This is a genomic window from Nitrosospira sp. TNL200 (assembly GCF_055386305.1).
This window is the reverse complement of the sequence record NZ_AP041003.1, coordinates 1367087-1389139: the sequence shown is the minus strand read 5'-3', so window position 1 is coordinate 1389139 and position 22053 is coordinate 1367087. Positions and strand designations below refer to the sequence as shown.

At 54.1% G+C, this 22053-nt stretch carries 22 protein-coding genes; 14 read left to right on the top strand and 8 right to left on the bottom strand.

Annotated elements, in window-relative coordinates; translation table 11 throughout:
* Positions 1-73: 73 nt before the first annotated feature.
* Positions 74-382, bottom strand: coding sequence for a hypothetical protein (locus ACZ5CE_RS06150; protein ID WP_464576967.1), 309 nt, complete (start codon positions 380-382; stop codon positions 74-76).
* A 112-nt stretch (positions 383-494) separates the two neighbouring features.
* Here ACZ5CE_RS06150 and ACZ5CE_RS06145 point away from each other — a divergent pair, with 112 nt between their 5' ends.
* A complete protein-coding gene (locus ACZ5CE_RS06145) occupies positions 495-1478 on the top strand; it encodes an IS5 family transposase (RefSeq protein WP_464576965.1) in 984 nt (327 codons plus the stop codon).
* Between the two features lie 145 nt (positions 1479-1623).
* Here the strand turns inward: ACZ5CE_RS06145 and ACZ5CE_RS06140 are convergent, their stop codons facing one another.
* A complete protein-coding gene (locus ACZ5CE_RS06140; RefSeq protein WP_464576963.1) occupies positions 1624-2037 on the bottom strand; it encodes a hypothetical protein in 414 nt (137 codons plus the stop codon).
* Between the two features lie 388 nt (positions 2038-2425).
* Between ACZ5CE_RS06140 and ccmA the strand changes: the two genes are divergently transcribed.
* From ccmA to ccmI, 9 genes are all read left to right on the top strand, one after another.
* Positions 2426-3046, top strand: coding sequence for a cytochrome c biogenesis heme-transporting ATPase CcmA (gene ccmA, locus ACZ5CE_RS06135; RefSeq protein WP_464576961.1), 621 nt, complete (start codon positions 2426-2428; stop codon positions 3044-3046).
* A 1-nt stretch (position 3047) separates the two neighbouring features.
* Positions 3048-3707 (top strand): heme exporter protein CcmB, encoded by a 660-nt coding sequence (gene ccmB, locus ACZ5CE_RS06130; protein WP_464576959.1) that lies wholly within the window; start codon positions 3048-3050, stop codon positions 3705-3707.
* A 251-nt stretch (positions 3708-3958) separates the two neighbouring features.
* Positions 3959-4705, top strand: coding sequence for a heme ABC transporter permease CcmC (ccmC, locus tag ACZ5CE_RS06125; RefSeq protein ID WP_464576958.1), 747 nt, complete (start codon positions 3959-3961; stop codon positions 4703-4705).
* A gap of 11 nt (positions 4706-4716) precedes the next feature.
* Entirely contained in the window at positions 4717-4899 is a 183-nt protein-coding gene (ccmD, locus tag ACZ5CE_RS06120; RefSeq protein WP_464577445.1) for a heme exporter protein CcmD, read from the top strand.
* Positions 4883-5329 carry a cytochrome c maturation protein CcmE gene (gene ccmE / locus ACZ5CE_RS06115; protein ID WP_464576956.1) on the top strand — a complete coding sequence of 149 codons (447 nt, stop codon included), beginning with the start codon at positions 4883-4885 and terminating at the stop codon, positions 5327-5329. The genes ccmD and ccmE overlap by 17 nt, the downstream gene beginning before the upstream one ends.
* Before the next feature lie 115 nt (positions 5330-5444).
* Positions 5445-7484 (top strand): heme lyase CcmF/NrfE family subunit, encoded by a 2040-nt coding sequence (locus tag ACZ5CE_RS06110; protein ID WP_464576954.1) that lies wholly within the window; start codon positions 5445-5447, stop codon positions 7482-7484.
* The gene (locus tag ACZ5CE_RS06105; RefSeq protein WP_464577443.1) at positions 7481-8005 is read left to right on the top strand and encodes a DsbE family thiol:disulfide interchange protein; all 525 of its coding nucleotides are present in this window, start codon (positions 7481-7483) and stop codon (positions 8003-8005) included. The genes ACZ5CE_RS06110 and ACZ5CE_RS06105 overlap by 4 nt, the downstream gene beginning before the upstream one ends.
* A complete protein-coding gene (locus ACZ5CE_RS06100) occupies positions 8002-8499 on the top strand; it encodes a cytochrome c-type biogenesis protein (protein WP_464576952.1) in 498 nt (165 codons plus the stop codon). Before ACZ5CE_RS06105 ends, ACZ5CE_RS06100 begins: the two co-directional genes overlap by 4 nt.
* Positions 8496-9824, top strand: coding sequence for a c-type cytochrome biogenesis protein CcmI (gene ccmI / locus ACZ5CE_RS06095; protein WP_464576950.1), 1329 nt, complete (start codon positions 8496-8498; stop codon positions 9822-9824). Before ACZ5CE_RS06100 ends, ccmI begins: the two co-directional genes overlap by 4 nt.
* A gap of 285 nt (positions 9825-10109) precedes the next feature.
* On the opposite strand, the gene ACZ5CE_RS06090 is transcribed toward ccmI, so the two are convergent.
* The 5 genes from ACZ5CE_RS06090 to smpB all read right to left on the bottom strand — a co-directional run bounded on the left by ACZ5CE_RS06090 (position 10110) and on the right by smpB (position 17196).
* Entirely contained in the window at positions 10110-10667 is a 558-nt protein-coding gene (locus tag ACZ5CE_RS06090; protein ID WP_464576949.1) for a hypothetical protein, read from the bottom strand.
* Positions 10668-10705: 38 nt separating this feature from the next.
* A complete protein-coding gene (locus tag ACZ5CE_RS06085) occupies positions 10706-13507 on the bottom strand; it encodes an alpha/beta fold hydrolase (RefSeq protein WP_464576947.1) in 2802 nt (933 codons plus the stop codon).
* Between the two features lie 449 nt (positions 13508-13956).
* Positions 13957-15219 carry a helix-turn-helix transcriptional regulator gene (locus ACZ5CE_RS06080; protein WP_464576945.1) on the bottom strand — a complete coding sequence of 421 codons (1263 nt, stop codon included), beginning with the start codon at positions 15217-15219 and terminating at the stop codon, positions 13957-13959.
* Positions 15220-15659: 440 nt separating this feature from the next.
* Positions 15660-16670, bottom strand: a complete 1011-nt coding sequence (locus tag ACZ5CE_RS06075; RefSeq protein WP_464576944.1) for a COX15/CtaA family protein — start codon at positions 16668-16670, stop codon at positions 15660-15662.
* 82 nt (positions 16671-16752) lie between these two features.
* The gene (gene smpB / locus ACZ5CE_RS06070) at positions 16753-17196 is read right to left on the bottom strand and encodes an SsrA-binding protein SmpB (protein WP_464576942.1); all 444 of its coding nucleotides are present in this window, start codon (positions 17194-17196) and stop codon (positions 16753-16755) included.
* A 96-nt stretch (positions 17197-17292) separates the two neighbouring features.
* On the opposite strand from smpB, the gene ACZ5CE_RS06065 reads away from it, so the two are divergent.
* The 4 genes from ACZ5CE_RS06065 (at position 17293) to guaA (ending at position 21367) form a co-directional block, all read left to right on the top strand.
* Positions 17293-17730, top strand: a complete 438-nt coding sequence (locus tag ACZ5CE_RS06065) for a type II toxin-antitoxin system RatA family toxin (RefSeq protein ID WP_464576941.1) — start codon at positions 17293-17295, stop codon at positions 17728-17730.
* Positions 17727-18020: an RnfH family protein gene (locus ACZ5CE_RS06060; RefSeq protein ID WP_464576939.1), complete on the top strand. Its 294-nt coding sequence runs from the start codon at positions 17727-17729 to the stop codon at positions 18018-18020. The genes ACZ5CE_RS06065 and ACZ5CE_RS06060 overlap by 4 nt, the downstream gene beginning before the upstream one ends.
* Before the next feature lie 117 nt (positions 18021-18137).
* The gene (guaB, locus tag ACZ5CE_RS06055) at positions 18138-19598 is read left to right on the top strand and encodes an IMP dehydrogenase (RefSeq protein ID WP_464576938.1); all 1461 of its coding nucleotides are present in this window, start codon (positions 18138-18140) and stop codon (positions 19596-19598) included.
* A 206-nt stretch (positions 19599-19804) separates the two neighbouring features.
* The gene (guaA, locus tag ACZ5CE_RS06050) at positions 19805-21367 is read left to right on the top strand and encodes a glutamine-hydrolyzing GMP synthase (protein WP_464576936.1); all 1563 of its coding nucleotides are present in this window, start codon (positions 19805-19807) and stop codon (positions 21365-21367) included.
* 317 nt (positions 21368-21684) lie between these two features.
* On the opposite strand, the gene ACZ5CE_RS06045 is transcribed toward guaA, so the two are convergent.
* Positions 21685-21834: a lmo0937 family membrane protein gene (locus ACZ5CE_RS06045; RefSeq protein ID WP_464576934.1), complete on the bottom strand. Its 150-nt coding sequence runs from the start codon at positions 21832-21834 to the stop codon at positions 21685-21687.
* Between the last annotated feature and the right edge of the window lie 219 nt (positions 21835-22053).

Below are 22053 nucleotides of genomic sequence, written 5' to 3'. Positions count from 1 at the left end.
TTGTGGTATGGTCGCGAACGCCGAAATGGTCGAAAGCAGTAGGTTGGTTGTCGGCCCGCATATAACAAGCGCCCTATAGCTTTGCAGGGCGACTATACTCGTTTTCCTTGTGCTCCATATATTTTGGCGTCATCGAAATTTTGAGGTGAGTTGCCTTAGAGTGCTTCCGGATCGAGGAGCAAACTTTATCATGCAGCCCCCCAAGTCGCTCTACGTTGAGCATGTCCTGTGCGATATTTCGGAAAATGCGGGTAAAGGGTTTATTTTTATAGAACCGGAAAAGCTGATTGAGCTTTACGTTGGTGCCCAGGCTTATACCCGTCAGTCCCAGCGACAAGGAAAATTGCAAACCACTTTCCGTCGAGATTGCGTATTTTTTCATGAGGCTTGCGCATGACTGATCTAGGGAAACGCTGATTTAATGCATTTTGACGAACGGAGGCAGTGGATGACATGCGAGAATTGGTGCATTGAAAACAGATAGGCACTTGGCGATGCAAGGGAGTTTTTCTGACCTGGAATACGCGGCGAAGAAGAAGGTGACGCGACGCGACCGATTTCTCGGCCAGATCAATGCTGTGACACCGTGGTTGGCACTGGTGGCCGAGATTGAGCCATTCTACCCCAAGGGCACAGGCCGTGGTCGTCCACCGATTGGCGTGGAACGCATGCTGCGCATGTACATCGCCCAGCAATGCTTTGGTCTTTCGGATGAAGGCATTGAAGATGCCATTTACGACAGTCAGGCTCTCCGGTCCTTTGTCGGGATTGACCTGTTGCGTGAGTCGGCACCGGATGCCACCACCCTGCTCAAGTTCCGTCGCCTGCTTGAAGACAACAAGCTGACCGAGCGCATCTTTGCCGCCATCAATACCTTGCTGGCCGTGAAGGGGTTGATTCTCAAGGAGGGCACCGTCGTCGATGCGACGATCATCGCAGCCCCGTCCTCGACCAAAAACCAGAGTGGCGGGCGTGATCCAGAGATGCACCAAGCCAGGAAAGGCAACCAGTGGCACTTTGGCATGAAGGCCCACATTGGCGTCGATGTCGAGTCTGGCATTACCCATACGCTGGTTACCACGCCAGCCAATACCCATGACGTTACCCAAGCCCATGCGCTGTTGCATGGGAATGAGAAGGTTGTCTTTGGCGACGCTGGCTATCAGGGTGTCGAGAAACGGGAAGAGAACCTGAATACCGAAGTTCAATGGGAAGTAGCGATGCGCCCCGGCAAGCGCAAGACGTTGCCGGATACTCCAATTGGCCGCCTGAAGGAGCAGATCGAGCAGATCAAGGCGAGTGTGCGGGCCAAGGTCGAGCATCCCTTCCACATCGTCAAGAACCTCTTCGGCATGAAGAAGGTGCGCTATCGCGGACTGGCCAAAAACACGGCACAGCTTTATACCCTCTTCGGATTGGCCAATCTGCTGATCGCCAGGCGGCGACGGTTTGCACTCGACGCCCAAGGTGCGTCCTGAAATAGGCGAAACGATGAAATTCGCGGGAAAACAGGGCAAATGCCGCCCAAAAACAGGAGCAGAGCAGGCATTTCTTGCCCGCGTCGATGTAAATGATGAATGAGTGCCGCCTGCTCGTGCCATCTTCGATCAAATGATGATTTGCTCAGCGCTTCCTTAGATATTCGCTTGAAGCCCAAACGTCCCACCGCAACTGTGGATCAATCCGAAGAGCCTCGAAAAAACTAATGACATCACCAGCCGGTTTGGAGCCCTCGAATGAAAAGGCCATGCTACTCGCAAACCTCGCTGCGTCTGTTGCGAGCACTGCATAGGTAGGTTGGTCAATTTTAGAGAACCTAATGAAGTCAAAGTTTTTCAACCTGCTTGAGCGAAACTCATTCTTATAATCATCGACGCCAATGAGTTCGTCGCTGAACAAGATCGCAGTGATCAACTTTTCGAGGCAGAGAATATCGTTATCGATATTGTTCAGATTCAACGTCTGGCTAATGCCGGTGATGCGTTCAACACCGCTCAATGTGGCGTTATCAACTAGAATGCGGCGATTAGTGCTCATGTGAAAATTCGGCTCAAGCTTATCATGCTAAGTTAAAAAGTTTGCCTCGTCACCGTCCAGCTGTCAGATCGCAGCATCGCAGTGATCCTGCGATACCCATAGCAGCTGTGCCTAGTAAGCGACCTGGATGTCGGAGGTCAACGTCTCGTCATGAGCGCGGCCTTTTGGCTTCTCGCGCTGGATGGAGCAATGCTTAACCAAGAATCTTGCAGGCTAAGTGTTCGGAGACCGAGACTTCGCCATCACATAATCGATGCACAGCGGGCGAGTGGATCTAGTCTAGCCTGCTATTCTTCTGCAAGCGTAAGCCGCCTGCTGTTTGCATTGATATTCAAAACAGGTGAGCTGCTTCGATGCGCTATAATGCCGGTTTTTTTGGCCCGAATAAATGCCGGTGCTGCAAGGAAAAAGCCTGGAGTGCGTGCGGGGCGACCGCCGCCTGTTCCATGGCATAGATTTCACCCTCGAGTCCGGCGGGCTGATGCAGGTCCAGGGGCCCAATGGCAGCGGCAAGACCAGCCTGCTGCGCATGCTGTGCGGGCTGGCGCTTCCCGCGCAGGGCGAAATCCTGTGGGATGGCGCGAGCATTCGCGCGCTCAAGGGAGAGTACTATGCCGCGATAACTTATCTGGGCCATCTGGGCGGCGTAAAGGATGACCTGACCGCGATCGAGAACCTGCGCGTTTCCAGCGCGCTGGCTGGCGTCGATATCGATGAAAAACAGGCGCACGACGCCTTGCAGCACATGGGACTGGGCGGCCGGGAACTGCTGCCCGCCAAGGTCCTGTCGCAGGGACAGCGGCGCAGGGTGACGCTGGCGCGGCTGCTGGTTTGCGGCACGGCATTGTGGATACTGGACGAGCCGCTCACCGCTCTGGACACGGCCGCGGTCAAACTGGTGCGGGGCCTGATGGAGCGGCATCTGGAGCATGGCGGGATGATCGTGATGACCACCCACCAGGAACTCGAAATTGCCGCCGGTGCAACCCAGCAACTGAAGCTCGCCTGACATGTTTTTCTGGATAATCCGACGTGATCTCCTGCTTGCCATGCGGCGGCGCTCGGACGTCCTGACGACACTATTCTTTTTCATTATCGTGGTGAGCCTGTTTCCCCTCGGCGTGGGGCCGGAAATGAACATGCTTCGCACCATGGCCCCCGGCGTGGTCTGGGTGGCGGCGCTACTGGCCTCGATGCTGTCGCTGGGACGGATGTTCGCCAGCGATCATCTGGACGGTACGCTGGAACAGATGCTGCTCTCGCCTCAATCGTTATCCATGCTGGTGCTGGGCAAGGCACTGGCCCACTGGCTGGTTACCGGGGTGCCGCTGGTGCTGATGGCCCCGGTGCTGGGGATACAGTATGACCTTACGGGAGAGGCGCTGCTGGTGCTGACCGCCTCCCTGCTGCTGGGCACGCCGGTGCTGAGCCTGATCGGCGCCATTGGTGCAGCGCTGACCCTGGGGCTGCGCGGCGGCGGTGTCCTGGTTTCGCTCCTGGTATTGCCGCTCTATATACCCGTCCTGATTTTTGGTGCGGGCGCGGTGGAAGCGAGCGCCGCGGGCCTGGGGGCCGGGGCGCATATGTCCCTGCTGGGAGCGTTCCTGCTGGCCTCCGTGGTGCTGGCGCCCTGGACCGCGGGCGCATCGCTGCGCATCTCTATGGAATAGGAGTACGGCCTGTATGGTGCAGAGAACCGGAAGGAACAGGATCGGCGGAAATGTGGCAGGAGAGATAGCCCAGGAAAAAGCGCCGCCGAGCCTCTCCGCCGGGACTCTTCCCCGAATGACTCGCTCACCGGTGTCCCGCGGCGACGTGCACGATTCATGAAGAAACCAATTCTGAATTCAAGGTTTTTAGGTTAAAATTGCGAGTTACTCACTGAAGCACTGCATCCAAGCTATGGTTTTTAGTATTTGACATGGCGATAAACTGGTTCAAATATTCGTCTCCCGCGAGTTTCTATTTTCTCGCCGGCAAGATGATTCCGCTGTTTTCCATCGCTGCGATCGTCTTGGGCGCGGCAGGACTTTATATCGGTTTTTTTGTGGCTCCGACCGATTTCCAGCAGGGGGAGGCCTACCGGATCATTTTCATCCATGTGCCCGCCGCGTGGTTGTCCATGTTTCTCTATGTCATCATGGCAATATGGTCCGGCATCGGCCTTGCCTTCAATACCCGCCTTTCATCGATGGTCGCGACCGCCATTGCGCCGACGGGAGCAATGTTCACTTTTCTTGCCTTGTGGACGGGCGCGCTGTGGGGCAAACCCATGTGGGGTACCTGGTGGGTATGGGATGCGCGGCTTACGTCCGAATTGATCCTGCTGTTCCTGTACATCGGTTTCATGTCCCTGCAGGCCGCAATAGATGATCCGCGGCGTGCCGACAAGGCCGGGGCCATGATTGCCCTCGTAGGGGTGGTGAACATCCCGATCATCTATTTCTCGGTGAAATGGTGGAATACGCTGCACCAGGGCGCCACCGTCAGCCTGACCCAATCGCCGAAGATGGCAACCACGATGCTGACCGGCATGCTGATCATGTCGCTTGCCTGCTGGATGTATGCCATCGCCGTGATATTGATACGCACCCGCGCCATCATCCTGGAGCGGGAACGTCATACCGCCTGGGTGGGAGAATTGCAATTACAGGGAGTCACACGTTGAACTGGGCCAGCATGTCCGATTTTTTTTCCATGGGCGGGTATGGGCTTTACGTCTGGGGCTCCTATCTGGTGGCGATTGTCTGCATCGCCGGGGAGGTTATTCTTGTTTTTAACCGTAGGCGAACTTTGATGAGGCATCTCAGTCTGATTCATCAGTCAAACAAACAAGAGAAAATAAATGAAACCGCGTCATAAAAAACTGGCAATTATCGCTTCCGGCGTGACGGCACTGGGGGTTGCCTCGATACTTGTGCTGAACGCGTTCCAGAGCAATCTCGTATTCTTTTTCAGTCCCAGCCAGGTGGCCGCCAACGAAGCTCCCGTGGGAAAAAGCTTTCGGATCGGCGGACTGGTGGAAGAAGGCAGCGTCAAGCGGCAGAGCGACGGCGTGACCGTGAATTTCGTTGTAACCGATACGGCAAAAGTGATTCCGGTGGTCTATACGGGCATTCTCCCTGACCTTTTCAAGGAAGGCAAAGGCGTGGTGGCCCAGGGAAAACTGGCAAGCGATGGCGTTTTCCGCGCGGATGAGGTCCTTGCCAAGCATGATGAAAACTATATGCCTCCCGAAGCGGCCAGTGCGCTCGACCAGGCGGAAAAGGCCCGAAAAACGGTGATGCAATAAGCGCTGGAGAGGGTTCGCATAGCAGGCCGGCAGAGTTTCTGTAATCGCTCCTTTCTTCCATATCCGAATATCTGAATATCCGAATTTTTCCAATTCATAACGGACAGCCACTACCATGATCCCAGAACTCGGTAATTTTGCTCTGATCCTTGCGATGCTGCTGGCGCTGATACAGGGCACCCTGCCCATCATCGGCGCGGCGCGGGGAATTCCCTCATGGGTTGCGCTGGCCCGGCCGGTGGTGCAGGGACAGTTCGTCTTTGTCGCCATCGCCTTCTTCTGCCTCGCCTATTCGTTCGTCAACAATGATTTTTCCGTGATGAACGTGGCGCAGAACTCCAATTCGAAGCTGCCCCTCGAATACCGTTTTGCGGCGACCTGGGGTTCCCACGAAGGTTCCCTGCTGCTATGGGTATTGATGCTGGCGACCTGGTCGGTCGCCGTAAGCGTATTCAGCCGCCGCCTGCCGGATGACATGGTTGCCCGCGTGCTGGGTGTCATGGGCCTGGTAAGCGTGGGATTTCTGCTGTTCCTGCTGTTCACCTCCAATCCTTTCGACCGGCTTCTACCCGGCGCGCCGGAAGGCAGCGACCTCAATCCCCTTCTGCAGGATCCGGGCATGGTATTCCATCCTCCCATGCTCTACATGGGCTATGTAGGTTTCTCGGTGGCATTCGCCTTCGCCATTTCTGCCTTGCTGAGCGGACAGATGGATGCAACCTGGGCGCGCTGGTCACGTCCCTGGACCACGGTTGCCTGGCTTTTCCTCACCATCGGCATCATGCTGGGGAGCTGGTGGGCATATTATGAACTGGGCTGGGGCGGCTGGTGGTTCTGGGATCCGGTCGAGAACGCATCCTTCATGCCCTGGCTGGTGGGCACCGCGCTGGTGCATTCACTGGCTGTCACGGAAAAACGCGGCAGCTTCAAAAGCTGGACCGTGCTGCTTGCCATCTGCGCATTCTCGCTGAGCCTGCTTGGCACCTTCCTGGTCCGCTCGGGCGTCCTGACATCCGTCCATGCTTTTGCCACCGATCCGAAACGCGGTATTTTCATCCTGGCCTTCCTCGTGATCGTGATTGGCTTCTCCCTGTTGCTTTTTGCCTGGCGCGCGCCGAAAATCGGGCTGGGCGGCAAATTCGAGCTGGTCTCGCGCGAGTCTCTCCTTCTCGCCAACAACCTGCTGATGATGGTGGCTGCCGGCAGCATCCTGCTCGGCACGCTTTATCCGCTGATCATGGATTCGCTCGAACTCGGCAAGATATCCGTCGGCCCGCCCTACTTCGAGGCAGTATTCGTACCATTGATGACACCAGCGATTTTCCTGATAGGCCTGGGTCCCCTGGCACGCTGGAAGCAGGCCAGCCTGCCCGAGCTGGCAATACGGCTGCGCTGGGCTTTCGGCGTGAGCGTCGTAACCGCCCTGTTGATGCCTTTCGTGATGGGGGAATGGAAGCCCTTCGTGAGCTTCGGCCTGCTGCTGGCCTTCTGGGTCATCACCAGCATATTCGCCAGCGTGCTGCATCGGGTCCGCAGCAGTGGCAAGGAAGGGTTCTTCGCGAAGCTGGCCGCGCAATCGCGCAGCTACTACGGCATGCACTTCGCCCACCTGGGCATAGCGGTGTTCATCATAGGCGTGACGCTGGTCGGCGGCTATGAGACCGAAAAAGACGTGCGCATGGAAATCGGCGATACGGTCGAAGTCGGCGGCTACACCTTCCGTTTCAATGGAGCCAGCAAATCCCAGGGACCTAACTATATTGCCGATATCGGCAACATGGATGTACTGCGTAACGGCCAGAAAATCCAGGCCATGCAGCCGGAGAAACGGGTCTACAACGCTTCCGGCATGGCCATGACGGAAGCGGCGATCGATACCGGCATTTTTCGCGACCTCTATGTCGCACTGGGCGAGCCGCTGGAAAACGGTGCCTGGGTGGTTCGGGTCTACCACAAGCCATTCGTGGACTGGATCTGGTTTGGCTGCCTGCTGATGGCGTTCGGCGGCGGGCTGGCCGTATCAGACCGGCGCTACCGCCTATCCTCGCGGAAGGAACGCGAGCCTGCGGATGACAAGAAAGCTTCCGGTAAAAAAACGCCCTCCGGCAGGAAGGCTCCGGTTGCGCCCGTGATCGCGCGGAGCGGGAAGGTCTGATGCGTTTCCTGCTTCCGCTGATCGCCTTTATCGTCCTGGTCGGGTTCCTGCTCGTCGGCCTCAATCTGAATCCGCGGCAGGTTCCTTCGCCGCTGATTGGAAAGCCTGCTCCCGAGTTCCAGTTGGAGGAGCTCCATGCATCGGACAAGACGCTTACATCGAAGGACAATCTCGGCAAGGTATGGCTGCTGAACGTATGGGCCTCCTGGTGCGTGTCATGCCGCGAAGAGCACCCGCTGCTGGTCGAACTGTCCAAGGCCGGGATAGTCCCGGTCTACGGCCTCAACTACAAGGACGAACGGGATCTGGCCCTGCAGTGGCTCAGGCAGTTTGGCGATCCCTATGTAGCGAGCGCCAGGGACCCGGAAGGCAGGACAGGCATCGAATACGGCGTTTACGGCGTGCCGGAAACGTATGTCATCGACAAGAACGGCGTCATACGCTACAAGCAGATCGGCCCGGTAACAGTGGACGCGCTTCAAAACAAGATACTCCCGCTGGTGAGGGAACTGCAAGGATGATCGTTTCAGGGTTTTCAGGCTTGAATAAATTTCTCCTGTTATTTGCGCTCTTATTTCTCCTCCTGCCTTACGGCTGGGCCAAGGAAGCCGCGCCTGTCGCGGAAGACCCGGAAATCGAGCGGCGCATGATCGCCCTGTCCGAGGACTTGCGTTGCCTGGTATGCCAGAATGAATCCCTCGCCGGTTCCAGAGCGGATTTTGCCAACGATCTGCGGCGTGAGATACGCGAGCAGATGAAAGCGAACAAGAGCGACAAGGAAATCGTCGATTTTCTGGTCGCGCGCTATGGCGATTTCGTGCTCTACCGACCGCCGATGAAACCCACCACCATCCTTCTGTGGTTCGGTCCCTTCGTATTCCTGATAATCGGCGCGATAATACTGGTCGTTTATCTCAAGCGCCGCCGCAAGCAGATCGAGGAACCGGTGCTATCCGAACAGCAACGCAGGCAGGCTGAAGCCCTGCTGGAGGAAAGCAAGGGTAACAACGCATGACGTCATTCTGGGTTGTGGCCGGCATATTTATTGTCGGCGCCTTGCTGTTTGTCCTGCCTACCTTGCTGAGCAAAAGAAATCGTGAAATCGGCGAGGAGCGCGACTCGACCAACGTCTCAGTTTATCGGGATCAACTGGCCGAACTCGACAATGATCTGCGCAGCGATATCCTTACCAGGGAACAATATGAGCAGAGCAAGCGGGAATTGCAGCAGCGGATGCTGCAGGATATCCCGCAGGAGGAAGCCATGTCTACCGCGATAATGGGCGGGAACCACAAAAACGTGGCCACGGTAGCGTTGACAGTCCTGGCGATACCGCTGCTTGCCGTCTCCCTGTATCTGTGGCTGGGCAATAGCAAAGCGCTGCTGCCCCAGCCGGCTGCCGAGCAAATGCCGATGGCGGGCGCGGGGGAAGAAGAAGGCGGCCATGCGAATATTTCATCGGTGCTGGAGAACCTTACGGCGCGCCTCCGGGAACAGCCTGACGATGTGGAAGGCTGGCTCATGCTGGGCAGGACTTATGCCATCATGCGGCGCTTCACCGACGCGAAAAGCGCCTACGAAAAGGTGATGGCGTTGTCCCCCGACAATGCGGAATACATCACCGACTATGCCGACATCGTGGCGATGGTCAATGACGGAAGCCTGATAGGCAAGCCGGAGGAATTGATCAATAAGGCATTGAGTCTCGATCCGGGGAACCCCAAAGCCCTGGCATTGGCGGGCACTGTCGAATTCGAGAAGAAGCGGTACAAGCAGGCGGCCGGGTACTGGGAGAAATTATTGGCGCTGGTCCCACCGGGCACTCAACTGGAGCAATCCGTCCGCGACAGCATTGCAGAAGCGAACTCGCTTGCCGCCGGCAAGGGCTCCATCGTAGCCAGGGCGCAGGAGCAATCCGCGCCTGGCAGCCAGACCCCGCCCCCGGCACAGAATCAACCGGCGTCGGCCGCAGCCGCAGGGGCTGGGGGACCATCCTCCGGCACCCTTTCCGGCAAGGTGACGCTGAGCCCAGCCATGGTTGGCAAGGCTTCCCCGAACGACAGTCTCTATGTCTTCGCCCGCGCCAAGGTCGGCCCACGCGCACCTTTGGCAACCTTGCGCCTGCAAGTCAAGGATCTTCCCGCAAGCTTTACCTTGAACGACTCCATGGCGAGGTCCGGGGTGCAGCTATCGACTTTTGGCGACGAGGTAGTAGTAGGCGCCAGGATATCTAAATCGGGATCCCCGATGCCCCAACCGGGCGACCTGCAGGGGCTTAGCCAGCCGGTCAGGGTCGGCGCGTCGGGAATCAATGTCGTAATAGACCAGACGTTGCCCTAACTCCGATTTGCAATAGTGGCAAAATCGTTCCAGGGAATTTCCTGCCCGCCTTCCCCTCGCCTACCCTTCCGCGTTAAGGAATTATGGCCTCGGCTGTGCAGCATCTCGCGAGAATCCGAACATACCATACCGTTCATATGGAGTTATGAACTCCATTTGATCAAATTAAATCGGCGGCTTGGAGCTTGGGGTTAAATGAGGGTGTTTCAAATATAGTGGATTTTCATGAAATGTGATTGACATTCTTACTTTTTTTCCTTTGTTTTTGTATTTATGTGCCCCGGGTTAAACTATTTCAAACGAGTCGATAACGAAATCAGCCCAAGTCTGAAAAATAAATACGACTATACTTACCCTACCAAAATCCGGCGCGCTGGGACCTGTAAACTTATCGAATGGAAAATCGAAATGGGTCTGAACAAATGGTGGCGCACTGATGTTCTCTCCGTAGGATGCCCATCCGCTAGCAGTGAAAACGACGATATTGTAGTTAATCGGCATAAGATCGCTAAAACGGAATGATGTCCTGAAAGCAGTACCCATGGACTGGAAATCACCGACACCTTGATCGATAAAAGAAAGTGCACGTCCTCCTCCGCTTCCATCCGGCTCATATGGATAACCTAGCTCAACGCGAAGATATTGCATTGCACCCAAACTTAAATTAAGGAATCCTTTAGCAATATCAAGATGAGCCGGTTGATTTTGCGGATTTTGCGCAACAATGAGTTGGGTAAAGCGACCTCCTCCAAGCATCGAACCTGCCTGATAGGCAAGATCTGTCCCACTTGAAATCGTTATGTCGTGTGGCCCAGCATTAAAATCGTCAATTAAGGTAGCCATAATCTTTGTCCTTTATAAGTCTAATGTAGGATTCTCTACTATAGAGGTGTAAAAAAACGATCAAATTCGGGCCCAACTTGCGGAGAAAGTATTGATACAAACCCCAATCCCAGTCGATATATCAATAATTGACCAACCAAATGGTCCGGCCCTCCAAAATCGAATTCGATGATTCGATCTTGCTCATGAAACATCTCATAGCCGCCTATACCGTTCGCACTCTCGAATACCGTTTCGAAATTTCCTCTCCTGTCATTGTAAAGTATATAAACAACTCCCTCGCCAGCGCGGTATGCCAAGAGATGACTTGGTCTACGACTATTCGCGATGCTGTAAGCAATAATCCGATCATTTTCGCTAAGTAAGTCATAGCCTCCTATTCCGTTTCTTCCATTGCTATAAACGGTAGTAAAGGTGCCCCTGTCGTTCGACAGTATGTATACGATGCCCTTGCCAGGTCGATATAGCAGTAGGTGATCCTGCCGACCTGCACCCGCATAGTCGAAAGCAATAATCCGATCATTTTCGCTAAGTAAGTCATAGCCTCCTATTCCGTTTCTTCCATTGCTATAAACCGTAGTAAAGGTGCCCCTGTCGTTCGACAGTATATATACGATGCCCTTGCCAGGTCGATATAGCAGTAGGTGATCCTGCCGACCTGTACCTGCATAGTCGAAAGTAATGATCCGATCATTTTCGCTAAGTAAGTCATAGCCTCCTATTCCGTTTCTTCCATTGCTATAAACGGTAGTAAAGGTGCCCCTGTCGTTCGACAGTATATATACGATGCCCTTGCCAGGTCGATATAGCAGTAGGTGATCCTGCCGACCTGTACCTGCATAGTCGAAAGTAATGATCCGATCATTTTCATCAAGCAGATCATAATCGCCGATACCGCCGCTATTTTCGAAGACAAACTCTCTTCTGCTGTTAGAAAGTATGGATGCGATACCCCCGCCGGGTATGTACCGCAATAGATGATCTTTTCTACCAGAACTTTCAAAATCAAAAGCTAATATTTGATCCTTGTGACGTCGATCAATTTCTCCTTCTATGGGCTCTTCAATAAATCGAACAACATTGGCCGCGAGAAAATCTGGACGTTCATCATGAATTGAATGCCCTGTGAGCCGGAGCAACATACGCTCCCCAGGAACATCGGGGGATTCACGAGTTACCTTTTCAACATTATCATAATAATTAAAGTAATTTTGTTTTACCCCTGCGAAGTTACGGCGAACATCCAATTCCCCTGACAATATAAATAGTGGACGATTAATTGTTCTGAAAGGCCACTGATTTCCAGGCGCAAGTGGCTCTTGATGGCTAAAAATAACTTGTTCGTGGCTGACTGCCCAGAATGTTCTTCGCCAATCTGGACTATATATTTCCGCTAGATATAGCAGTGTTTCCTTGGTTACACTTTCAGCATCAGGCCAGCCGGCTATACGGATTGGTAGTTCATCAATAAGTCTTTCTCCTCTTTGAACATAATCAAACCACTCGTGGCGTGTGCCCATTTCTTCCGCTTTATTCATATCGTCACGAGTTCTACGGACTGCTTCGTGTTTAACTAAATCCGGATAAGTATCACTACCAGGCTCGTCTATTAGTCTCGCTCGTTCATATGACTCCCAGATTGAAGCGGGAGACCAGCTTATAAACTTTCGTAATGTGTTCGGCAAAATATATCTGCCATCATTACGGATTTCCGCCAAACATAGCGTTAAGTTTCCTCCCAGACTACCTCCTACCACGTATTGAATGCCACCTGCTATATGACCAGAAAGTACTTCAAGAGCATCTTTATAAAGTGTAAAGAATGGAAAATTGGATCTTGTGAGCGGTCTTTCAATATCGAATCTCGGCACTCGTCCCCGTATGACGTTGTCAATATCAAGTCGCGACGAATATCCGAATCCAGGAAGGTCAATCGACATAACAGCAAATCTTTTTCGTCTTGCTCTTCCATAATCGATCAACTTTTGCTTGAATCGATCCCCTTCTTCAAGCCTCGATCCCAAACCGTGAATAAACAGGATCAGGTCGTCATAATTAGCATTTCTTCTTGTCGTAAGTAGCTCATTAAACTGCTGCCGCACTTCGCTTGGAAACGACCGTATAGGCGAACTGGGGTTGGGAAAATCTGGCACTGCGTGAGGAAGCTTAATGGAGACTCGGCAAGTTACAAACCCCATCTCTCGAAGATTAAGCGAAATTTGCCCTACCAGATCGACAGTCGAGGAGATGTTTACCGGAGAATGCGGCGAATCATCTTCACCGGATACTGCAATCCAACCGAGATCCGGACGAGCACGCCGATGTGAAGGAGCCCCTGTGAGCGCCCAAACTACTGCGTAAGCACGATCAAGAGTACTTGTCAGTGCCCGAAGAGCCTCTTCTCTTGTCAGGCCAGGAACAACAGGATTAGCTGCCGCCATGAACGTGCCGATTAGACTCTCTTCAGTAGGACGAAGCGCTACAAATTGGGAAAATGAAACTCGTCCAGTGACGGACAAGTCTGCAATGGCTCTTCCCATGATAGCTGTATGTCCAGTTAGAACATTTGTTGGGCTTGTCAGGGTTGAGAGTTCTCCTAATCTTGTAGCTCTGACATTTGTAACCGCTGAGTCAAGAAGTGTAAGCTCTGCATTTTGTCGCCCTGCTATCTCGCGCAGCGAAGAAATAAGACGGGCTGACTTTATAGGAACATGCGGACCAGCGAGATTCCCATCCCAATCCCAATAATCCTCTACTAAAGCCGGAGGAGGTTCAAATAACGCAGGTGGGTCATTTCCATAAGATTCGTCAGGCGGGCTAAACGGAGCGGATAACAGCATGATATCTCCTTCATTAAATTAATTACGCGTAGGACCATACACCTAGCTGGGCCGATTAAGTGTACCAACGCGGTCATGGGCTTTTTTAGCGGAATAACAAGCAAGAGCAATATCCTGCTTGACACCCAGCTTGAGCGCTTATTCCCGATAGTCGAGATTCCTCGACTGCTTCCAATTTCTCTCCCGACCCAAGCTCCTAGCGCGAGGATTTCGTTGCATAACGATCCTATGTGATTAAAACCTTAAATGCTAAACATAGCATGAAGGCATGTCCTATCCCCTTTTTAGCACCGCATTCCTGCCCGTTTCAATTGGGGCTACTACACATCCCTCGCGCAAGAACATCTTTAACCTAATCTCGTGAGTGGAACTGTATTACTAGAAATAAGTATCATCAATAGTCAATTCCACACATTGACGCGGATGTAACCATATTCTTTTGTCATTCATTACCCATGTTTTGCCTGAAGCCTTGCCACAAGCTCTCCGCGCGAGCGCACGTTTAGTTTCTGAAAGATTGACTGGATTTGGTTGGCGACGGTGCGCTCGCTCGATCCCCGTCGCTGGGCGATATCGGCATTGGTGGAACCTGCAATCAAAAGTGAGACGATATCCCGCTCCGACTCGGAAAGATTTGCGATACGACGCGTATCGATATGTGAACGGCTGCCTACAAGCAGCTGCTCGCGCGCCACTAAAGTTTCCGCAAGTTTGCGCCTGAACCCGCTTGGAGCGAAAAAGGCTACCAGGTCGGCCCGGGAGGTCAGGCCGAGTTTATGTTGCGCACGAGCAGTGCAATTGGTGATCGCAGTCTCCGTAAGCCCGAGCGTGTAGGCGATTTCCTTTGATGCGCACCCGAGCCCGACATATTCCGCGACCTGCCGCTCCCGGTCAGTCAAACCTCGTGGATCAGGATGATCTGGATCATTTTTGATAGCTACCACGAAACGACGCCCATCGTGGTCAAAGCGGTCAACCATGGACCATCGTCCGCTGACCAGGCCTTCCCAACTGCTCAGGGCTGTATCTGCATCGGAACGTCCTGCATGAGTTCGCGTCCGCTCGATACGGCGAACAATTTCACGCAGGTTTTCTCTCGCGCCGTTATCCTTGGCTGGTCCTCGGGCATCGTGCAGTCTTCCACCCGGATCGAGCACGGCTTCGATTTCTGGAGAATCGAGCATCAGATTTGCGGCCATGCTGCGAAGTCGAATGGCCGCTCCCACATGTGCAGCAATTTGGGGCCAACGCCGCCTTTCCTGTTCACTGGCTTTCGACGTTTCCTTGAGCAACATGCCAATGGATACGCCGGTCCCCATCCCCGACTGACAATTAATGACCAGCAGATCCTGTACCCGACCTTTGAGCAGCTTCATGAACATCTTGTGCATATCAGGCAAACGGGGAAATACGAGTTCGCTCGCTGTCGCGATAACGACACCAGTGCGATAGGTCAGATCTAGGGATTTTTCGGTTGACAACGCATGGGACATGCGTGCGGCATAAGTTAATGCCCTGGAAGTTCCTTCGGAAAAACTGCCCAGGGAGAAAGTAGTGGGAGTACAGTGAAACGTCCAGCCAATAGGTTCGCTGCCACGAGCGAGAAGTGGCGAGGCCTGATCCAGCACTCGCTTCAACCAGACTGAATCCTTATCCTCCAAGTTATAGCTTGCTTCGACAAGAGATATCCAGTCAGCTCGTTTGGTACTCATGAGTGCAACAACCTTTGGGTATCAGCATCCATATTTCTTTACGAATCCCGAATATACTGACGCCTAAAGGGATTCAGCACCTGGGTTATACGTCGGAGATATAGGTCATTCCAACAACTCCAATATTTAAAATAGTTGATAAGTCTGAGAAATCAAGGATAAATTATTATTCGTAGCACAATACGGATGACGCACATTGATCTGCAGAAAAAAACATCTGTAATCCGACCGAGTTCAACTGTGTCTATCTTTATGTCGCGTTTATGGCGCTTTAAAGCAAGAGCAAGCTGCAGCGAAGAGAGGGTTTTCTTAAAATGAAGCACTGTCTGCGCAGTGCCATAGACTCAGGAATGGCAAACCTCGCCATGGAGAATTACGGTCATATTGAAGCGCGTTCTATTTTACATGGCACTTCAAATGATACGGCCGTATCACGAAAATCAGCTCAACCGGTGTCTCACCCACAGAGCCGCGGTAAACAACAGCAACGCTCCCGCCTGGTGGGCCGCCGCCAGGTGGAGCGGAACCACCAGCAACAGCGTGGAAATTCCCAGGCTTATCTGCACCACCAGCATGAACAACAGGAAATTGCAGGCCATGCGGGTGGAACCGGCGAGCGGAACACCTCTGGTTTTAAACCAGAATATCGGGACCAGAATCGCCAGCATCCAGGCGATCAGCCGATGGTCGAATTGCACCGTTGCCATGTTATCGAAGAAGTTGCGATACCAGGGTTCCAGCATGAATATCTCGGGCGGTATAACGTGCCCGTTCATAAGGGGAAAGGTGTTGTAGGCGAGGCCCGCCCGGATCCCGGCCACGAATCCCCCCGACAACACCATAATGAATATCAGCACGGTAAGGAAAGTGGAAAAACGCCGCAGCTCGTGGACTTTGCTGTTGACAAGAGATGAGTCTGAGCGGGAAAGCAGACCGAGCGCCACCCAGAACATTGCGGCGTAAATGATGAACGCAAGCCCCAGGTGGGCTGTCAGGCGGTATTGGCTGACATGGGGGTTGTCCACCAGGCCGCTCTTTACCATGTACCATCCCATCGCCCCTTGCAGACCCCCCAGTACGAAAATGCCAGCCAGCTTGAGGCCAAGCGGCCCATCGATGCCCTTCCTGGCGATGAAATATAAAAAGGGAATGAAAAATGCCAGACCAATGACACGCCCCAGCAGCCGGTGAAAGTATTCCCACCAGAAAATGCCCTTGAATTCTTCCAGGCTCATTCCGAGGTTGACTTTCTTGTATTGCGGTGTCTGATGGTATTTTTCAAAAAGTTCGTTCCAATCCTCGCTGCTGAAAGGAGGAATGGTTCCAATGAGAGGCTGCCATTCGACGATGGACAGCCCGGAATTGGTAAGCCGGGTGACGCCGCCCACCACCACCATGGCAAACACCAGGGCACAGCAGGTCAGAAGCCAGGCTGCGATTTGTTTTTTCATATGAAATAGAACTCGCTATACCTATTGTTGGTGCAGATGCATGATGAACAGATAGGCCGGAAAACCGGACCGGCTTGCATCGCTACTTTGCACGCATCAGGCGCTGTTTTTCCCGCACCCACTCCTTCTGCTTCTCGGACTCCCGCTTGTCATGCTGTTTCTTCCCCTTGGCGAGACCGATTTCCAGCTTGATTCTCCCCGACTTATAGTGCATGTCGAGCGGCACCAGCGTATAGCCGGCGCGCTCCGCTTTCCCGATGAGCCGTTTGATTTCATCCGCGTGCAGCAGCAGCTTGCGGGTACGGACCGGATCAGGCTTGACATGGGTGGAGGCGGCCAGCAGCGGGCTGATATGACAACCGATAAGAAACAGCTCGGCTTTACGGATGATGACATACGCTTCTTTCAGCTGAACGCGGCCTGCACGGATCGCCTTGACCTCCCAACCTTCGAGGACCAGGCCTGTCTCATATCTTTCCTCGATAAAATAATCATGAAAGGCTTTTTTATTCTGGACGATACTCATGCAAGAGAAGAAAAAAGGTGAGTTCCACGCGGAGTTGGTGTATTTTAACAGCTTTCAGAGCGGTCCCGCGGGACCGGCGGTTTATCTTTTTATCTTATGGCTGACATCGAAAAGTCGGTGCTGATCGGTTATTCCGCGAGCCAGATGTTCGCGCTGGTGGATGCAGTTGAAGATTATCCGAAGTTCCTGCCTTGGTGCGGAGGCTCCTCGGTCGAGCCCCAGGACGAGACCGTTACCCATGCTACCATCATGATCGATTATCACCACATCAAGCACAGCTTCACCACTGAGAATACGCGGTACCCGCCGGAACTGATCAAGATGAAGCTGCTGGACGGCCCGTTCAAGAATCTGGATGGGCACTGGCGGTTTACTCCCCTGGCGGACGATGCCTGCAAGATAGAATTTCGCCTGCATTACACGTTCGCCCATATATTCCTGGAAAAACTGGTGGGGCCGGTTTTCTTCATGATCGCCAACAGTTTTGTCGAGGCTTTCGTCCAGCGTGCGGAAGAGGTGTACGGCAGTTCGTGAACCGGCATATCGAGATCGAAGTCGTTTACGCCCTGCCTGAGAAGCAAGTCATGCGTAAGATGCGCGTAGGTGAAGGAACCACGGTGGAACAGGCCATACGGCTTTCGGGAATTCTCGATTTATTTCCCGAAATCGATCTTTCCCTTAACAAGCTCGGCGTATTCGGCAAAGTAGCGAAACCGGGGAGAATTTTGCAGGATTCCGACCGCGTTGAAATTTACCGGGCGCTGGCCGTCGATCCCAAGGAAGCACGCAGGCGCCGCGCCAGAAAGGGCGCTGCCGCTCGATAACAGCCTGAAGAAACAGGAGGGATTTCCCACTATCCACTTTCCTGGTGGCTATCCAGCCAGACTGCTTTCCCATCGCCACGACGTTTCGTTATAATGCCGCTTTGTGAAGGAATCTCTATGCGACTGGTTGAGAAAGCCCTGACCTTTGACGATGTCCTGCTGCTTCCCGCGCACTCCTTGGTATTACCGCGCAATGTCAACCTGGGTACACGTCTGACCCGTTCGATATCCCTCAATATTCCCCTCGTTTCCGCCGCGATGGACACCGTCACCGAGGCGCCGCTGGCGATCGCACTTGCGCAGGAGGGTGGAATCGGCATCATCCACAAGAACATGCCCATCGAAGCGCAGGCGGCGCATGTAGCCAAAGTCAAGCGCTTTGAAAGCGGAGTCGTAAAGGAACCCATTACCATCCCGCCGGACATGACGGTACGCGATGTGCTCGATCTCATCCATAAATACAAGATTTCCGGCCTGCCGGTGGTGGAAGGGACAAAAGTGGTCGGAATTGTAACCAACCGGGATCTGCGGTTCGAGACCAATCTCGATCAGCCCATCAGGAACATCATGACACTCAAGGAGCGGCTCGTCACGGTGAACGAAGGCGCCACCCGCGAGGAAGCAATGGCGTTGCTGCACAGGCACCGGCTGGAGAGAGTGCTGGTGGTGAACGACGATTTCGAATTATGCGGGTTAATTACCGTCAAGGACATTGTCAAAACCTCCGAGCATCCCAACGCCTGCAAGGACAATTTCGGACGCCTGCGCGTGGGCGCAGCCATCGGTGTTGGCGAAGGCAGCGACGAGCGCGCGGAAGCGCTGGTTGAAGCCGGCGTGGATGTCATCATCGTGGATACGGCGCATGGTCATTCGCAAAGCGTACTCGATCGGGTGGAATGGATAAAAAAGCGCTTTCCCCAGCTCCAGGTCATCGGTGGCAATATCGCGACCGCCGCCGCTGCCAGGGCATTGGCGGACTGCGGAGCCGATGGCGTCAAGGTGGGCATCGGGCCGGGCTCGATCTGCACCACCCGGATGGTTGCCGGGGTGGGCGTGCCGCAGATCACCGCCATCAAGAACGTCCATGCGGCGCTGGCGGATACTGGTGTGCCGCTCATCGCGGATGGTGGCATTCGCTACTCGGGCGATATTGCGAAGGCCGTCGGGGCGGGAGCCAATTCGGTGATGCTGGGGGGCCTGTTTGCCGGCACCGAAGAATCACCAGGAGAAATCGAGCTCTTCCAGGGTAGATCCTACAAGACCTATCGCGGCATGGGCTCGCTTTCTGCCATGAGGCAAGGATCGAGCGACCGCTATTTCCAGCAGGCCGAACAGGAAGCCGAGAAGCTGGTGCCGGAGGGAGTGGAAGGCCGGGTTCCGTTCAAGGGGAGCGTCATCTCGGTAATCCATCAACTGATAGGCGGCTTGCGCTCCGGAATGGGATACCTGGGCTGTGAGACGATCGATGAGATGCACGCAAAAGCCGAATTCATCGAGATTACCTCAGCCGGAATTCGCGAATCCCATGTCCACAATGTGCAGATCACCAAAGAGGCGCCGAACTACCATGTAGAGTAGCAGAGTAGCCGGCAGCAATGCAGAGCCTGTTCCCGGAAAGCGATGAAGGCGCGCGAGGGCAGGTGCAAGCACGGGCTAGAAACCGGCCATGCCGGATGCCGCATAGGCAAGACCAGCCGCTCGCCTAAGAACACCATGTCCCGCCGCCTTGCCCTGGAATTCCCTATTCCTATATTTGAATCTTCCCCTGGCTATTACCCGCAACCGTGCATCAGAAAATCCTTATCCTCGACTTCGGATCACAATATACCCAGCTGATTGCGCGCCGCATCAGGGAAACGAATGTTTATTGCGAAATCCATCCCTGTGACGTCGACTCCCGCTTCATCCAAGGGTTTGCGCCGATTGGAATCATCCTTTCAGGCGGACCTGCTTCCGCTATCGGAGATGAAACACCGCGGGCGCCCCAAATCGTTTTTGAACTGGGCATTCCCGTTCTCGGCATCTGTTACGGCATGCAAACCATGGCCGCGCAACTGGGCGGTTCCGTCGAAAACGCCCGGATACGCGAATTCGGCTATGCCGAGGTGACAACCGCCGGCCGAAACAGCCTGCTGCGCGATATTCGGGACCGTACAGACCGGGAAGATAACGGAATACTCGACGTATGGATGAGCCATGGCGATTCCGTGACCGCGCTGCCGCCGGGATTCCAGGTGATGCTGGGCAATGCGGCCACCCCTATAGCGGGAATGGCGGATGAGACACGGAAATTCTACGGCATACAATTCCATCCGGAAGTGACTCACACCTTGCAGGGCAAGGCAATCATCGCCCGGTTCGTGCACGACGTTTGCGGTGCGGGCCATGACTGGAATATGCCTGACTATATGGAAGAAGCAATCGGCAGGATCCGGTCGGAAGTGGGCGCGGATGAAGTGATCCTGGGCCTCTCCGGCGGCGTGGATTCGTCGGTGGCGGCAGCCCTCATCCACCGCGCAATCGGAGTGCAGCTTACCTGCGTATTCGTCGATAACGGCCTGCTCCGGCTTGGCGAAGCGGAACAGGTAATGAATACTTTCAGCAAAAACCTGGGCGTCAAAGTCATTCATGTCGATGCCGGCGAAGCATTTCTCGGCCAATTACACGGCGTGGCGGACCCTGAAAAAAAACGGCGCATCATCGGGCGGGAGTTCGTCGAGGTATTCCAGCGCGAGGCCGCCAGAATCACCAATGCCCGCTGGCTTGCCCAGGGAACGATCTATCCGGATGTGATCGAGTCCGCAGGCAGCAAAACGAAAAAAGCGCAGGCGATCAAGTCGCATCACAACGTGGGCGGCTTGCCCGAGACCCTGCATTTAAAACTGCTCGAACCCCTGCGCGAGCTGTTCAAGGACGAAGTCCGGGAGCTTGGCCTTACCCTGGGGCTGCCGCACGATATGATCTTCCGCCACCCGTTTCCCGGTCCGGGACTGGGTGTCCGCATCCTTGGCGAGGTCAGGCCGGAATATGCTGAACTGCTCAGGCGTGCCGACGCAATCTTTACCGAAGAACTGCGCATTTCCGGCTGGTATGAAAAAACCTCCCAGGCTTTTGCCGTCTTCCTGCCGGTAAAATCGGTGGGCGTCATGGGCGATGGACGCACCTATGAGTACGTGGTGGCGCTGAGAGCCGTCCAGACGGAGGACTTCATGACGGCGCACTGGGCGGAACTGCCTTACACCCTGCTGGCAAAAATCTCCAACAGGATCGTGAATGAAGTGCGCGGCATCAACCGGGTGGTCTACGACATCTCCGGAAAACCACCCGCAACGATCGAATGGGAGTGAAGGCGAGGTCTTCTGGGACTATCGGCTGCCATCTGAATTTGTTGGATAAGTCGGTTGCTCACATCTCTGGTTTGAGTTCGCCCAGACAAATGAAATCCAACGTGTGCAAGGATAAATTCACCTACGGCGTCGTGCTTTACGACAGCACGGATTTCTTGCCTTTTGGAGACCGGTTGGCTGCTGCTCCCCTGTCGTCTTTATGGGGTTGAGGCCCGCAAACCTGCTCTTCGCAAGAAACTGGCGAACAAACGGGTGATCGACCTCACTACATCAAATAATTGCCGCTACACCGAGAGATCCGCAATACCCTGCCCTGATCACAGCGGCCTGCGTCCGCTGATGATTCTCAGCAGAACCGCCACGATCGCAATGACGAGAAGAATATGAATGAAACCGCCCATGGTATAGGAGCTTACCAATCCGAGTAACCACAGGATTATTAAGACAACGGCAATAGTGTAAAGCATGATCGCCTTTCCTCCTTATGGTGAGCCTGTCGGTGAACCGGCAACCCGGCAATTATTTTCAGCCGGGGGCATCATCAAGATTACCGTGTGTTCAACGCTTCTTCTGCCTGGAATGAAAGTTGCGGCTTCCATTCCTTTCCGTCTTCCTGCATTCGCCTACCAGCTCCCGGGCAGTTTCCCCGCCTCTGCCTTTCCTGGTAACCAGATTTTTTAATTGCT